The sequence below is a fragment of the Citrobacter sp. MGH103 genome (assembly GCF_001034475.2).
GTDB lineage: Bacteria > Pseudomonadota > Gammaproteobacteria > Enterobacterales > Enterobacteriaceae > Citrobacter > Citrobacter freundii.
Genome location: NZ_CP073043.1, coordinates 3,136,156 through 3,151,586 on the forward strand (window position 1 = coordinate 3,136,156; position 15,431 = coordinate 3,151,586).

Below are 15,431 nucleotides of genomic sequence, written 5' to 3' on the forward strand. Positions count from 1 at the left end.
TTCCAGGGAGCCATTTTGGCTCCCTTATTCGCGTTTATTTCCGAAATCTTTCACTCCAGCTACGAATTCTGCTTGTCTGATTGCAGATGCCAGGTAACATAGGTATCCCCCCCATTATGGGTGGACATGTGTTTATATATCCGACTATTAACAGAGAGAATATTATGAGCGTTGTGCCTGTAGCCGACGTACTCCAGGGCCGCGTAGCCGTTGACAGCGAAGTCACCGTGCGCGGATGGGTGCGTACCCGCCGAGATTCAAAAGCTGGCATCTCCTTCCTCGCCGTTTATGACGGTTCCTGCTTTGATCCTGTACAGGCCGTCATCAATAATTCTCTGCCCAATTACAATCAGGACGTACTGCACCTGACGACGGGTTGTTCAGTTATCGTAACGGGTAAAGTCGTTGCATCACCTGGACAAGGACAGAGCTTTGAAATTCAGGCCACTGAAGTTGAAGTCGCGGGCTGGGTTGAAGATCCTGATACCTACCCAATGGCGGCTAAGCGTCACAGCATCGAGTATCTGCGTGAAGTGGCGCATATGCGTCCGCGCACCAATATGATTGGTGCGGTAGCGCGCGTACGTCATACGCTGGCGCAAGCGCTGCATCGCTTCTTCCACGAGCAGGGTTTCTTTTGGGTATCGACTCCGCTGATCACCGCTTCCGATACGGAAGGTGCCGGTGAAATGTTCCGTGTTTCTACGCTGGATCTGGAAAACCTGCCGCGCAACGATCAGGGTAAAGTCGATTTCGATAAAGACTTCTTTGGTAAGGAAGCCTTCCTGACCGTTTCCGGTCAGTTGAACGGTGAAACTTACGCCTGCGCCCTGTCCAAAATTTATACCTTTGGCCCGACGTTCCGTGCAGAAAACTCTAACACCAGTCGTCACCTGGCAGAGTTCTGGATGCTGGAACCAGAAGTGGCGTTCGCTGACCTGAACGATGTTGCAGGCCTGGCTGAAGCGATGCTGAAATACGCGTTTAAAGCCGTACTGGCAGAGCGTGCGGATGATATGAAATTCTTCGCTGAACGTGTCGACAAGGACGCGATTTCACGCCTGGAACGTTTCATTGACGCTGACTTCGCGCAGGTGGATTACACCGACGCGGTAAGCATTCTGGAAAAATGCGGCAAACAGTTTGAAAACCCGGTTTACTGGGGTGTGGATCTGTCTTCCGAGCATGAACGTTATCTTGCTGAAGAGCACTTTAAAGCGCCGGTGGTGGTGAAAAACTACCCGAAAGATATCAAAGCGTTTTATATGCGCCTTAACGAAGACGGTAAAACCGTTGCTGCAATGGACGTTCTGGCTCCTGGAATCGGCGAAATCATCGGTGGTTCTCAGCGTGAAGAGCGTCTGGACGTGCTGGATGCCCGTATGCTGGAAATGGGTCTGAACAAAGAGGATTACTGGTGGTATCGCGACCTGCGTCGCTACGGTACCGTTCCGCATTCCGGCTTCGGATTGGGCTTCGAGCGTCTGATCGCTTACGTCACCGGCGTGCAAAACGTCCGTGATGTTATTCCGTTCCCGCGTACTCCGCGTAACGCCACCTTCTAAACGTGCGTTATTGTTTCAAAGGCCAGCATTGCTGGCCTTTTTTATACCCTTTTCATGTTATCTGGATACCCATCTCACGTTAAACACAACCTTTCAATCCCCTCCACCTGTTACGTAATATTTCATCGCAATACATTTGCACAAAAAATAACCAGTAATTTTATTGTGGATTAGCATTTTCTGATTAAATAGTACATTTTTTAGCCTTTCGCACGGCACTCCAGACGTCCAAAAATCGTTACCCGTAAAATCCAAACTTTCCGGTATTACGGAGAAAAAATAACCTTAGCAAAATTAAATATAAGAAAATCATATAAATAGAAATAAAAACGAGAATTTTGGGCGCAAGGGTATCCGAAGTTTGACGCTGTTCACAAAGTCGCACAAAAATAACATTTTGTTACACATTTTTTCTTTTTGAAACCAAATCTTTATATTTGTAGCACTTTGACGGTAGCGAAACGGTAGTTTGAATGGAAAGATGCCTGTCAGGCACATAAAGACACCAAACTCTCATCAATAGTTCCGTAAATTTTCATTGACGGAATTTATTGGCGGCAGTGGCAGGTGTCATATAAAAACCGATGAGGGTAATAAATAATGATGAAGCGCAATATTCTGGCAGTGGTTATCCCTGCTCTGCTGGTAGCCGGGGCAGCTAACGCTGCAGAAGTTTATAACAAAGATGGCAACAAGCTGGATGTATACGGTAAAACCGTAGGTCTGCACTATTTTTCTGATAACGCTGGCAACGATGGCGATCAGACTTATGCCCGTCTTGGTTTCAAAGGGGAAACTCAGATTAATTCCGATCTGTCCGGTTACGGTCAGTGGGAATACAACTTTGCCGGTAACAACTCTGAAGGCGGCAGCGACGCTCAGAACGGTAACAAAACCCGTCTGGCATTTGCTGGTCTGAAATATGCCGATCTGGGCTCTTTCGACTACGGTCGTAACTACGGTATCGTTTACGATGCTCTGGGTTACACCGATATGCTGCCAGAATTTGGTGGTGATACCGCGTACAGCGACAACTTCTTCGTTGGCCGTGTAGGTGGTGTTGCGACCTACCGTAACTCTAACTTCTTCGGTCTGGTTGACGGCCTGAACTTCGGTATCCAGTATCTGGGTAAAAACGAGCGTGATGGCAATACCGGTCGTTCTAACGGCGACGGCGTTGGCGGTTCTGTAAGCTACGAAATGGATGGCTTCGGTATCGTTGGTGCTTACGGTGCAGCTGACCGTACCAACGCGCAGGAAAACTCTTTCTACGCTAACGGTGGCAAAAAAGCTGAGCAGTGGGCAACCGGCCTGAAGTACGATGCTAACAACATCTACCTGGCAGCGAACTACGGTGAAACCCGTAACGCAACCCGCCTCTCCACTACCCAGAATGGCGTGACCACCAGCGGCTTCGCCAACAAAACGCAAGATTTCTTTGTTGTCGCTCAGTATCAGTTCGATTTCGGTCTGCGCCCGTCCATCTCCTACAACAAATCTAAAGCGAAAGACGTAGAAGGTGTAGGCAACGAAGATCTGGTGAACTACATTGAAGTAGGCGCAACCTACTACTTCAACAAAAACATGTCCACCTATGTTGACTACCAGATCAACCAGATCGACTCTGACAACAAACTGGGTGTGAACTCTGACGACACCGTAGCACTCGGTATCGTTTACCAGTTCTAATAGCAGACCTCTTTGTTAAATGCCTTAAAAACAGGACTTCGGTCCTGTTTTTTTATATCTGCTAGCGAATTCTTGCGTCTTAAAAAAACACCTCAGCTTTTCGTCAGTAACGGTTGGCATTTTGTAAATCTACCGTTAACCTGATAGCGGACTTCCCTTCTGTAATCACTATGGAACCTCGTCATGTTTGAGAACATTACCGCCGCTCCTGCCGACCCCATTTTGGGTCTGGCTGATTTGTTTCGTGCCGATGACCGCCCTGGAAAAATAAACCTCGGGATCGGTGTATATAAAGATGAGACAGGCAAAACGCCGGTGCTGACCAGCGTTAAAAAAGCCGAGCAATATATACTGGAAAATGAAACCACCAAAAACTACCTTGGCATTGACGGTATTCCAGAGTTTGGTCGTTGCACTCAGGAATTACTGTTTGGTAAAACGAGTTCGCTTATCAACGATAAACGCGCACGTACAGCACAGACCCCTGGCGGCACTGGCGCACTGCGCGTGGCAGCTGATTTTCTCGCAAGAAATACGTCGGCTAAACGCGTATGGGTGAGCAACCCAAGCTGGCCGAACCATAAGAGCATCTTTAACTCTGCCGGTCTGGAAGTTCGTGAATACAACTATTACGATGCAGCGAACCACTCATTAGACTTTGATGCGCTGCTGGCCAGCCTCAGCGAAGCTCAGGCTGGCGATGTGGTACTGTTCCACGGCTGCTGCCATAACCCAACCGGTATCGATCCTACGCTTGAGCAGTGGCAAACGCTGGCTCAGCTTTCTGTCGAGAAAGGATGGTTGCCGCTGTTTGACTTTGCATACCAGGGCTTTGCCCGCGGTCTGGAAGAAGATGCAGAAGGTCTGCGCGCATTCGCCGCGCTGCACAAAGAGCTGATCGTTGCCAGTTCCTACTCCAAGAACTTTGGTCTGTACAATGAGCGCGTAGGTGCCTGTACGCTGGTTGCTGCTGATGCTGAAACCGTCGACCGTGCGTTTAGTCAGATGAAATCAGCCATTCGCGCTAACTATTCCAACCCGCCAGCACACGGCGCATCCGTAGTTGCCACGATTCTGAGCAATGACGCGCTGCGTGCCATCTGGGAACAGGAACTGACCGATATGCGCCAACGCATTCAGCGCATGCGTTTACTGTTCGTGAATACGCTGCAGGAGAAAGGTGCGAATCGCGACTTCAGCTTTATCATCAAACAGAACGGCATGTTCTCATTCAGCGGCCTGACAAAAGAGCAGGTTCTGCGTCTGCGTGAAGAGTTTGGTGTCTACGCTGTCGCTTCCGGACGTGTAAACGTAGCTGGAATGACGCCAGATAACATGGCGCCGCTGTGCGAAGCGATTGTCGCAGTACTGTAATCTATCGCGTACAAAAAAGGCCGCAATAGCGGCCTTTTTATTTATCTGCGGTATTACCAGACAGGCATTTCGTCCTGCAGGAACGGGTTATGAAGCCGTTCGTTACCCAGCGTAGAAAGTGGGCCGTGACCCGGAATAAACGTCACGTCATCGCCCAGCGGCAACAGTTTACGTTTAATCGAATCGATCAGTTGGCTGTGATCTCCGCGCGGAAAATCGCTGCGCCCTACGCCACCTTTGAAAATCACGTCACCCGAAATCAGTAACTTTGATTGCTCATCAAAGAAGACCACATGTCCCGGTGTATGACCCGGACAATGCAACACCTGCAACGTCACGTTGCCAACGCTGACCCGATCACCTTCGTTCAGCCAGCGATCGGGCGTCAGCGGCTCACAATCGCCCAGGCCAAACATGCGGCTCTGCGCAGGGAGACCCTGTAGCCAGAACTCATCTTCTTTTTCCGGACCAATAACCGGTACACCATAATGCTGTGCCAGTTCAGCTGCAGCCCCAACATGATCAAGATGACCGTGAGTAAGCAGGATCTGCATTAGCGTCAGACCGCTGGCATCCACTTCCTGTTTGATTTTCTCGGCATCGCCGCCGGGATCGACCAACGCGGCCAGACGAGTCTGCTCACACCAGATTAGCGAGCAGTTCTGGGCGAATGCAGTGACCGGAATAATACGATAGTTCATACAGCTCCTGTTTCATTAAGCTTATGGATCACCAGTGCCGTGCAGGGCCGGTGTCAATATGCACAAAGTTACTGCTGGGGTAGTATCCTACACCACCTGCGCGCATAGATAACGCAGCTTTGCGAATATTACTTAATGCGATGCCTTCAATATGGAAATCCATGGCCTGCCCTTTGGTGTGGTAGCTTTTCTTGGCCACACCGCGACTGCGCGCACGTAGTTCATTATTGGTATCGACGGAACGATAACCGGAGATCAGCTGTACGGGTTTACGCGTACCCAGCAGGCCCTGCAGACGGAAGAGTTGATCAAACAGTCCGGGGTCAATGGATTTCACTTTATTGGCCCGAAAATCACGGAAAAAGTGGTTAAGTTTTGCTAATTCGTCCTGAATATAGCCCCTGCCATCAAAAAACTCTGCTTTTATTGACTCACCGGTATGCAGGTTATTCAGAGTCAATATACGCGGACGTGGGGTAGAGAGTGTTGCAAACGCAGGCGTAGGCAGGATGGCAGCGCCGAGGGCAATACCACCAAGCGCCAGCAGTTTGCGGCGATTAGCGTCAAATTTGTCCATGGTATTAAGGTCTACAAGGTCAATGTTATCGTATGTATGCTCTAGCGCACGCGGGAAACCTTATCTGGCTAAGTAGTCCACGTCAAGGCTCCCAACCCCAGGAAATACGGGGCTCACAGCCATTTTGCCCCGTTTCCAGCATAACTTACGACAATCATTTTCCTCGAACTGCTTCATTTATCTGATTAATTGCTCGGCTTTTGACACAATTTGTGCGCTGGATCGCGCTGTCAGATCGTAATTGTAAATATCTGTACGATACTGCGTGCGACCATCAGGGCCAACAAATGCGGTCAGATAGTAGAGGTTGACCGGAATATTCTGGCGAATATTCACGTACCGCGTATCCCCTTGCTTCAGGGCATCCGAGATGCGGGTATCATTCCAACCCGCGTCCTGTAGCAGCATATTCGCCAGCTCAGATGCCTTATTCACACGCACACAGCCGGAACTTAACGCCCGCGTATCTTTCTGGAACAGATTGTGGTTCGGCGTATCGTGCAGATAAATAGCGTCCGAACTCGGCATATTGAATTTATAGCGTCCGAGCGAGTTACGTGCGCCCGGAGCCTGCTGAAAGCGGAACGGCAGATTGGACGCAGTGATGGTGGCCCAGTCAACCTGCCACGGATCTATCGTCTCTTTACTGTTCCAGCCGCGCATTACGGTATAGCCGTGACGTTCAAGATATCCCGGATCATTCCATAACTTAGGCAGAATATCTTTTCGGGCCAGCGTCGGTGGAACGTTCCACGGTGGGTTAACGACCACGTTATTCAGCGCACTACTCATCATCGGCGTTTTGCGATCTGGACGCCCGACAATAACGCGCGAGGCCAGCACCTGATTGCCATTCTGATAATAAACCAGCGAATAGGCAGGAATGTTCACCATGATACCGGTAGACAGCTCACTCGGCAGCAGGCGTAAGCGCTGAATATTTAACGCCAGCACGCCCGCACGCTGAGCGGGCGTCACGTTCAGCCAGTCACGCGTGGCAGGGCCAATCGCGCCATCGGCGCCAAGTCCCTGCCACGTCTGAAAACGCTTTACCGCATCGACAAGTTCACGATCGTAAGCGCTACGTCCTTCTTTAGCAGATGTACTGACGGTGGACTCCAGCATTCCCGTACGACGCAAAATTTCACGCAACGCAGGGATGTCATTACTCCACTCCCCCGGACGTAGCGTTGCTGTACTGGTGAGCTGCGGCCAGGGACGTGTATCACCTACCAGCTTGAGCAGCGATTCATGCATTGCGGCGTACTGCGGATGCTGCGGTGCCAGGCTGGCAACAAACGAAGTTAGTTGACCGTTATCCAGTGCGACCTGCCACTGGTTGATGACAGAAATCGGCGGCGTCGTTAGCGCATAGGGCTTACCGCTGTAAAGCCAGCGATTACCTTTGACAGGGATATTAGCGATAAAGTGCAGATACCCCATCATCGCATCCGAGAGCACAATGTCTCTCGCCTGACCGGTTACTGCCGGATCAGTCAGAAGTGCAACCCAGGTAGTAAACTGCGGCTGAAAGCCAGCAATCGCGACCTCGGCCAACTGTTGTTGAAAGGCCTTTACCGCATCACGATTTTCCCACATCGGCTTCATTTCACGTGCGGCATACAGCAATTCCAGCTGGCTCATATACACTGGCGTGAAGCCCGCTGGAAGTTGAGATTGTAATTCGGCGCGGGCTTGATCAACTGACACGCCCTGCGGTAACGGTTGAATCCCCGCCATAATAGCCGTCGCAGAAGATTGAACCTGCGGCTGCGACAACGCTGTTGGCTGTTCACTGACGGTCGCAGAGCTATCGCCAGGGATCATTTCAGGCTCATCGGCCTGCGCATTGAACAGTGGAGCGAATGTTACGGCCAGGCATAAACTGATTGCCGACAGCCGACGACCACACATTTTATTAAGCAACATCCCTTGCCCCCTGTTTTCTTTATCATACTCTGAATAGCCAGGCCGCCTGTATTCCCCTTTATTTTGACGGGGTCGGACCTGTAAAACGCCAATACAAACTGAAGTATGACGAGCAAGCCCGTGACGCGTTGGGCTTACCTTTAGTATATAAACATCAAAAAGTTTTTGCCTAACCTAATGTAAAGAAGTCTAAAGAAATTACACCAGGCATGACGTCTTTGCGGAAAAAAATAAGGCGGCCTTGTAGCCGCCTTTTTGCTTAGCTTGCCTGCGAGGAGGCATCTTCAGTCCCCGGCAGTGGTTCCGGTAACTGAGGCGCAAATCCGCGCAGCCCCACCACATGAACGTGCTCGGTGTTTTGGAAGACTTTACGCACCAGTTTGTAGGTGGTGCCTTTCTCTGGGCTGATGTTTTCCGGCGCAGCGATAATCAGCTGCATCTGCAAACGCTCACACAGCTCAAACAGAGTCGCAATAGAGCGCGCATCGAGTCGTGCTGCTTCATCAAGGAACAGCAGGCGGCAAGGAGAGATGTCTTTCCCGCGCAATCTGCGACCTTCATCTTCCCAGCTTTGCACCACCATCACCAGAATAGACATCCCGGTCCCGATCGCCTCACCCGTTGACAGCGCGCCAGATTCAGCACGCAGCCAGCCGTCAGAACCACGGTTAACCTCAACTTCCATTTCCAGATAGTTACGATAGTCCAGCAGCTCTTCACCAATGGTTTGCGGCGTGCGTTGCCCCATGTCGATCTGCGGATTCAGGCGCTGATACAGCTTCGCCAGCGCTTCTGAGAAGGTCAGGCGATTGCTGTTAAACAGATCCTGATGCTGTTCATGTTGCTCTGAAAGTACGTCCAGCAAGGTAGCATGCGTTTCACGCACATTGACGTTCAGGCGAACGCTGTTAACCTGGCCAAACGACACACTTTGCAGCCCCTGGTTCAGCATGCGAATACGGTTCTGTTCACGCTGAATGGTCTTACGAATAATGTTCGCCACGCTGCGTGAGCTGATCGCCAGTTTCTGTTCACGAGAGGTTAACTCTTCCGTCAGACGGCTCAGCTCAATCTCCATCTGTTCGATGGCTTCAACCGGATCGTCGGTACGGATAATATCCTGGCGAATACGTTCACGCAGATGCTGGTAAACCGCGACGAAGAACTGGATTTTGCGCTCTGGGCGTTTTGGATCTTCAGACATACGCAACACATCGCGCAGGTGTTCGTTATCCGCAACCGCCAGACGTAGCGCACCGAGCGCCTTATCCGACATAGAACGCAGTTCGTCACCGGAAAGATAGGCCAACTCGCGACGGTGCAGACGACGTTCCACACCGTTATCTTTCACCATCCGCATGACTGCACACCAGCCGGCTTTGGCGGTGACTACCTGCTCACGCATTTCATGATAATCACGTTCCAGCTTGCGCAGTCTGCGGGTCAGGTTTTCCATCTCCGCTTCGCAGAAGGTCAGTGCTTTCTCAAGTTGGTTGCGGCGTGCACGGTTGTTGCTGAGCTGCGCATGCAGTTCGTCACGACGGATACGCGCGCGCTCTTCGGCACCGCTGTCCGCACGAACGCCAATATCCTGCAGTTCACGTTGTAAATCATTAAGCAGCTCTTTTTTGGTGTCATAAGAGCTTTTTAGCGATGCCATGACCTGGTTGTACTGGCTTAACTGTGCAGCATGACTGCGCAGCGCCTCACGAGCGCGGGTACGTTCGGCTTCCGCCTGTTCCAGGCGTTCACGCAATTTTTCGTTCAGATCGCTATTACCGCTCAGCATTTCGGCTGAGTCGGAATAACTAAAGTGCGCCCGACGCTGTACGACTTCAGTCAGCGCAAAAGCCTGCTGACGTGCGTCGCGCTGCATCTGCTGGGAATACGTATAGTCTTCCTTCAGTTGTTCAAACTGCTCAGGGTCATTTTGCAGAACTGAAACGATAGGTTCCAGTTTCGCTAACTGATTGCCATGTTGCTGTACAAAACGCGCGGCTTCCTGAGCTTCATCCAGACGCTCGCGAATTTCGTCCACGCGATCGGCCAGCGTGTCATCGGCCAGCAGATTCAAGCGTGGCAGCAGGCGGTTCAGCGCGGAGACGCCCTCTTTCGCCTGTTCAAACTGCATACGGCTTTGCTGATTATCATTTTCATGATTAGTCAGCGCACGTTCCAGTTCAACGCGACGGCTATTCAGTTGGCGAATTTCCGCTTCTGGATCGGCTTCAAACGCCACCGACAGATGGCTGCCGATAAAGCGGCTGAACGCCTGATGCAGACGCTGGGTTTTCTGGACATCAAAGGAGAGCGTGGCGAAACGTTCAGACAGCCCTTCACGCTCGGCATGCAGGGTTTCGATACGGCTTTCACGGGCTGCACGACCAAAAATAGGCACCTTCGGGAAGCGGGAATAACGCCATTGACGCTCGGCGGTTTTCACCACCACCGCATTTTCCAGTTCATCAACGCTGAAGACGCTATCATCAAACGACTGCGGATCCCCTTCGATGAAATAGAGATCTTCCGGGCAATCCGTCAGCCCTTCAAGCTGTTCGGTAATTAGTGATAGATCTGGTACCACGATAGCATGGCGCGAAGGACCATACAGCGCAGAGAAGTACGGGGCATCTTCAAGGCTAACGTCATCATAAATTTCTGACAGCAGCACGCCGCCAAAGCGTTCCGCCAGCGCGTTCAGACGCTGATCTTCCGCCCCGCCCGGCTGACTTAAACGTTCAATCTCTTCATCAACCGCATTTTTACGTGCACCGACTTCATCACGCTCAACAATGGCCTCACGCTCGCGCTCCAGCAATTGTTGCAGATACTCGGTCACATCCTGGCTGGAGGTAAACTCTTCGCCACACTGCTCGCTAAGCTGATTCAAGCTATTTTGCGCAGCCAGCCAGACAGGTGCCCGCTTCATCAAATGCTGAATACGGGATTGTAGCTGTTCCTGTTCCTGACGCAGCGTCATACGCTGTTCGCTGGCAGACGAGACGCTGTCCGACAAGGCGGCGATGCGCGCTTCCAGTTCCTGGTGCAGCGCTTCCAGCTCATCGATATCAAACTGTTTACCCTGACGCTTGCAGAATTCGGCCAGCAGACGCTCGGCATCCTGCTGTTCGCGCAGACGCTGCTCCAGTTCGCTCAGTCGCATACGCAATGGCTGAACCTGTTCCGCCAGGTGGCGCTGTTCAACGCCTTCGCGCAGCAGTTCACGCGCCACGCTCCAGGCTTCACTACGTGCCAGCGGGCCGTTGATAGCCGCCACCAGCTGATAAGCCTGTTCGAACTGGCTATGCGCGGTTTGCGCCACGCTCATTTTTTGTTCAAGCGTTAGCAGTTTTTCAGTGGCTTCCTGCTCTTTGGCCTGGAAAGTCTCCAGCCATTCGGCGGCGCTGTCGGCTGTCAGATCCGGTAGGTGGCAGAGCTCTTTCGCCCGATTTAGGGCCTGGATCGCCTGGGTATACTGGATGGCTCGCGTCTGCTGGACGTCCAGCGCCTGCTGGTAATCGGCAAGCTGGCTTTTCAGCTCATCCACTTCCAGTTCGGCGGCTTCCGCGCGGGCTTCGTTTTCATCCTGGCGGTCAACGGCTTCCGCAACCACCTCATTTTGTTCTTCAAGACGGATCTGCAGTTCTTCGAGATCCGCTTCGTAGCGTTCAATTTTTTCCTGCTGACGCAGCGCGGTTTGCACCAGATTCAGGTGATCGCTCGCGGCCTGATAATCGGCTTCCAGATCGCCTTCGGCGCCGTTATGCTCGCCCAGTTCACGCGCCATATCCACGTGCTTGTACTGCTCTGCCGCCAGTTGCTTACGTGAGGTATACAGTTCACGACGATATTCCAGTGCTTTATCCAGATGGATACGACGTTCGTTGGCATGGCGCATATAATCCGCAGCCACATAGTTGGTCGCTTCGCTGATCAAATGTTTAAACAGGTCGCGGTCAGACTGGGTTACGCGAATCGCTTCCAGCGTCATGCGGTTTTCACGCAGCGCGGCTTCCATATCCTGGAACGCTTTACGGACGCCGCCGTTTTCCGGCAGCAGGTAGTCACGCAGTGAACGGGTAATGGCGCTGGAGATCCCGCCGTACAGCGAGGCTTCAATCAGACGGTAGAATTTACTACGATCAGACGCGGAGCGCAGACGACGGGCAATGATGCCCAGATCGAACATCAGCGAATGATAATCGGTTATTGAGTTGAACTGCTTAAACTGCACACCTTCCATCTCATCAAGCTTCTCTTTCAGCTCAGGTAGAGACAGTACGCGCGCCTGGCGTTCGTTCAGCGTTTCCGTCACCAGTTGGGTTGGCTGTACCGACATCGGCAGCCCCTGAATGGCAAACGGTTTGATATCCACTTTGCGATCACGACCCGCAACCTGTTGCAGACGCACACCCACGACCACGCGATGATGACGCGAGTTGAGGACGTCGAGCATTGAGTAACAGACCCCTGCTTTCAGCTTACCGTGCAGACCTTTATCACGTGAACCGCTGGTTGCACCAGCTTCGGTGGTGTTACGGAAATGCAGCAGGGTTAAGTCCGGAATGAGCGCCGTAACAAATGCCGCCATGGTGGTGGATTTACCCGCACCGTTACCACCGGACAGCGTGGTGACCAGCTCATCGAGATCAAACGTACGGGCAAAAAAACCATTCCAGTTAATCAGCGTAAGTGAGCGAAATTTTCCGCGTTCAATCATTATTCTTCTTCTCCACTGTCCGGCTGATTCTCTTCGGGCTCATCGTTGAGCTGCAGACGGTTCTCGACCGCCATCGCTTCACCATCACGAATTAAGCGACGCTGTGCTTCACGCGGATCGTCACCGCTACGCACATCCGCGCCAAAGCGGAAGACAGATTCCGTAATACGGAATTTGCTGCTGTCGTGGCCCAGAAACCACACCATGCCTAAGCGGCGCAAGCGGTTGAGCGAAGAACGCACTTTTTCCTGTAGCTTCTGGCGGTCAACGTCAGAACCGGTTGAACGGTTGTTTACCAGCTTCAGCAGTTTGGCTTCATCCGCCAGCGTTAACAGCTCGTCATACAGCTCTTGCTGGGTAAAAATCCCTTCGTTCGCCAGGCGTTCCGGGCTGAGATAGAGATAGCACAGAATTTTACCCACCATCATGTCCAGTTCAGACAGGACCGAACGCGGAATGAGCGTCGTTGAACGCGGACGAAGGTAAAAGAACCCTTCCGGCGCACGGATCAATTCCACGTTGTAGCGGCTGTAAAACTCTTCAAAATATTCCTGAAAATCCATCAGGAAGGCATGATTATCCAGTTCATCCAGACCGATATGGCGGCCCGAACGTAAGGCGCTATCCAGCGCCGGAAATAACGGATTCGCCAGCGCCTGCGCCAGCTTTACCGGCATCACTTGTTCAATATTTGTCAATGACATGCGCCTGTACCTTGGCTCCGTAATCATTAATCGGCTGCCATTTGGCTGGCAGTCCGGTGAAGTCTGCTTGCGCTACGCCAAGGCGTACCGCCTGATCGATAACAATACGCGCGACGTCGAAATGACGCGCACGTGGGTATTGCGCCAGATACTCGCGCACTACCAAACCGAGATCCAGTGGTGTTTGTCTGGATTTGTAGATAGCCAGCTGTTCTTCGATGATCGCCGCCAGTTGTTCACGGATCTCGTTAAATTCTTCATATTCCAGATCTTCCGGAAGTTCACCGGTGACCTCTTCGTCACGCAGCACCATCTCCTCGTCACGCATATCCAGCAGACGATCGGCGTTGGCATAGGTCAGCGCCCATGGGTCGTCAAAGTAGGTCTGCACGGACTGACGCAGACGCTGGGCGAAGACGCGGTTTTTATCCATATCGATCGCGGTACGGATAAATTTATGCACATGACGATCGTAGCCGATCCACAAGTCAATGGACTGCTGACCCCAGCTAATAATGCGGTCGAGCTTGCTTTGTAAATCAAACACCAGCCGATCAACAAAATGCAAATCATCATGCGTCATTGTGGCGTCCTGGATGCGTAACAGGTTAGCCTGTAGCTTATCCCCCGCCGCCTCCAGCGTATCCTGCAGTTCACGCAGCGTACCAGACGTTTCAGAAAGCAACAGTTCACAGCTGGAAATCGCCGCCCGCCAGTCTTTGTTTAGCAACTGTGCGATGTCGTCTTTTACCTGCTGCTGCTGTTCATCCATGATGCGCTGGGTCAGATCGATACTGTCGAAAATCTCCGCCACCGAGTATTTCAATGGCGCATAGACGTTGCGGTGCCAGTGGAACTCATCGCCACCTTCCGCTGCCGCATCCGCCGCGCGCTTCAGTTCGCCTGCAACAATCGACAGTTGCATGGAAAGACGCAGCGTAGAGAACTCGCGCTGACGAATATAGTAATCTGTGATGCCAATCCCGAGCGGCGTTAAACGGTAAATGGCGTTGCCTTCAGCCTGCTCGCTGGTAAAGCGGTTCAGCAGACGTTGACGCACCATATCGTTGATCGCGTTGTTGGCGCGGACGCCGATGGTTTCGCTGGTTTGCTCAAACGCATCACTCACATGGCGGAACGCATCCACCAGTTCACCTTCACTCATCTCACCGTCAAGTCGCTCACCGTTCAATGTGGCGACCGCCAGCAGGAACGAAAGTCTGTCTACCGGCAGAGAGATGGAGAAGTCATTTTTTCTGGCCCAGGCAACCAGTTCGGGGACTGTCTGGGAAAATTCACTCATAGGTTATCCTTGCATCTGCGGCTCGGGCCGGACGTTTAATCGCGGTGACATGAATATAGCGCCCAAGGCTGATATACGGTTCCTGGCGGCAATAGCGCGTTTCTATTTCTGTTAAAGCATCAAAACAGTCATGCTGTTTTTGTTTATCACGCAGATAATCATGAAACACCCTCACGCCCGTTTTACCGGTTATCTCCCAGCCAATCTCCTCCAGCCAGCCATAGACCTGCTGAGGGTCGCGCGGGAAATCGGGAGACAACGTGCGCCGTTTCTTTTTATACATTCCCTGCTGTACATAGCCGAAATTACCGACCAACACATTACGCATCAACAGGCCATTTGCATTGTAGAACATCAGCGATAAAGCACCGCCCGGGCGTAACATCGACCACAATGTTTTTAAGACGGCTTGTGGATCGGCCACCCATTCCAGCACAGCATGAAACAATATCAGATCAACCTGAGAATCCAAATGCTGTGGGATGTCCTGAGCGGCACAATGTATAAAATGCATGTTGTCGCTCACACCTTGCTCTTCTGCCGCCCGTTGCGCTCGCGCCACCATCTCAGCAGAAAGATCGCACAAGGTAACGTGATGGCCCCGCTGCGCCATCAGAATGGCTGTCTGCCCTTCTCCGCCACCCGCATCAAGCACACGCAATGTTTGGCCCGCGTAGTCGGCAAGAAGTTTGTCCAGATCCTGCCAGAGGATCGTCTGGCGAAGCTGACCTTTAGTGGTGCCGTAAATGTTACGGGAAAACTTCTCTGCAATGTCATCAAAATTGCGATCCCGCATCAGGCTCTCCACATGCTGGCTTTAGGGTGACTAAGTAAAACCGCTATTTTGTCACACCCACGCCGAGAATGAA

Annotated in this window: 10 protein-coding genes; 3 read left to right on the forward strand and 7 right to left on the reverse strand. The window is 52.0% G+C overall.

What is annotated here, in order from left to right; all coding sequences use genetic code 11:
• The first annotated feature begins 164 nt into the window (after positions 1-164).
• The 3 genes from asnS to aspC all read left to right on the forward strand — a co-directional run bounded on the left by asnS (position 165) and on the right by aspC (position 4,628).
• Positions 165-1,565: an asparagine--tRNA ligase gene (asnS, locus tag SK33_RS15210; RefSeq protein ID WP_032936329.1), complete on the forward strand. Its 1,401-nt coding sequence runs from the start codon at positions 165-167 to the stop codon at positions 1,563-1,565.
• 600 nt (positions 1,566-2,165) lie between these two features.
• Positions 2,166-3,254 carry a porin OmpF gene (gene ompF / locus SK33_RS15215; protein WP_003035828.1) on the forward strand — a complete coding sequence of 363 codons (1,089 nt, stop codon included), beginning with the start codon at positions 2,166-2,168 and terminating at the stop codon, positions 3,252-3,254.
• A gap of 183 nt (positions 3,255-3,437) precedes the next feature.
• Positions 3,438-4,628 (forward strand): aspartate transaminase, encoded by a 1,191-nt coding sequence (gene aspC, locus SK33_RS15220; RefSeq protein WP_048219165.1) that lies wholly within the window; start codon positions 3,438-3,440, stop codon positions 4,626-4,628.
• A 53-nt stretch (positions 4,629-4,681) separates the two neighbouring features.
• Here aspC and SK33_RS15225 read toward each other — a convergent pair whose 3' ends face one another.
• The 7 genes from SK33_RS15225 to cmoM all read right to left on the reverse strand — a co-directional run bounded on the left by SK33_RS15225 (position 4,682) and on the right by cmoM (position 15,358).
• Positions 4,682-5,329, reverse strand: a complete 648-nt coding sequence (locus SK33_RS15225) for an MBL fold metallo-hydrolase (RefSeq protein ID WP_003035823.1) — start codon at positions 5,327-5,329, stop codon at positions 4,682-4,684.
• Positions 5,330-5,357: 28 nt separating this feature from the next.
• A complete protein-coding gene (locus SK33_RS15230) occupies positions 5,358-5,906 on the reverse strand; it encodes a YcbK family protein (protein ID WP_003035820.1) in 549 nt (182 codons plus the stop codon).
• Between the two features lie 177 nt (positions 5,907-6,083).
• Positions 6,084-7,835, reverse strand: coding sequence for a L,D-transpeptidase (gene ldtD, locus SK33_RS15235; protein ID WP_008320228.1), 1,752 nt, complete (start codon positions 7,833-7,835; stop codon positions 6,084-6,086).
• Positions 7,836-8,094: 259 nt separating this feature from the next.
• Complete coding sequence (gene mukB / locus SK33_RS15240) at positions 8,095-12,555, reverse strand: chromosome partition protein MukB (RefSeq protein ID WP_048219166.1); 4,461 nt, start codon at positions 12,553-12,555, stop codon at positions 8,095-8,097.
• A complete protein-coding gene (mukE, locus tag SK33_RS15245; RefSeq protein ID WP_003035809.1) occupies positions 12,555-13,259 on the reverse strand; it encodes a chromosome partition protein MukE in 705 nt (234 codons plus the stop codon). The genes mukB and mukE overlap by 1 nt, the downstream gene beginning before the upstream one ends.
• Complete coding sequence (mukF, locus tag SK33_RS15250; protein WP_003836877.1) at positions 13,240-14,562, reverse strand: chromosome partition protein MukF; 1,323 nt, start codon at positions 14,560-14,562, stop codon at positions 13,240-13,242. The genes mukE and mukF overlap by 20 nt, the downstream gene beginning before the upstream one ends.
• A complete protein-coding gene (cmoM, locus tag SK33_RS15255; RefSeq protein WP_003035803.1) occupies positions 14,555-15,358 on the reverse strand; it encodes a tRNA uridine 5-oxyacetic acid(34) methyltransferase CmoM in 804 nt (267 codons plus the stop codon). The genes mukF and cmoM overlap by 8 nt, the downstream gene beginning before the upstream one ends.
• Between the last annotated feature and the right edge of the window lie 73 nt (positions 15,359-15,431).

Excerpts from the sequence above, each read along its gene's own strand:
- SK33_RS15230 (WP_003035820.1), bottom strand. The coding sequence starts at position 5,906 with ATGGACAAATTTGACGCTAATCGCCGCAAACTGCTGGCGCTTGGTGGT.
- aspC (WP_048219165.1), top strand. The coding sequence starts at position 3,438 with ATGTTTGAGAACATTACCGCCGCTCCTGCCGACCCCATTTTGGGTCTG.
- ompF (WP_003035828.1), top strand. The coding sequence starts at position 2,166 with ATGATGAAGCGCAATATTCTGGCAGTGGTTATCCCTGCTCTGCTGGTA.
- mukE (WP_003035809.1), bottom strand. The coding sequence starts at position 13,259 with ATGTCATTGACAAATATTGAACAAGTGATGCCGGTAAAGCTGGCGCAG.
- ldtD (WP_008320228.1), bottom strand. The coding sequence starts at position 7,835 with ATGTTGCTTAATAAAATGTGTGGTCGTCGGCTGTCGGCAATCAGTTTA.
- mukF (WP_003836877.1), bottom strand. The coding sequence starts at position 14,562 with ATGAGTGAATTTTCCCAGACAGTCCCCGAACTGGTTGCCTGGGCCAGA.
- asnS (WP_032936329.1), top strand. The coding sequence starts at position 165 with ATGAGCGTTGTGCCTGTAGCCGACGTACTCCAGGGCCGCGTAGCCGTT.
- cmoM (WP_003035803.1), bottom strand. The coding sequence starts at position 15,358 with ATGCGGGATCGCAATTTTGATGACATTGCAGAGAAGTTTTCCCGTAAC.
- mukB (WP_048219166.1), bottom strand. The coding sequence starts at position 12,555 with ATGATTGAACGCGGAAAATTTCGCTCACTTACGCTGATTAACTGGAAT.
- SK33_RS15225 (WP_003035823.1), bottom strand. The coding sequence starts at position 5,329 with ATGAACTATCGTATTATTCCGGTCACTGCATTCGCCCAGAACTGCTCG.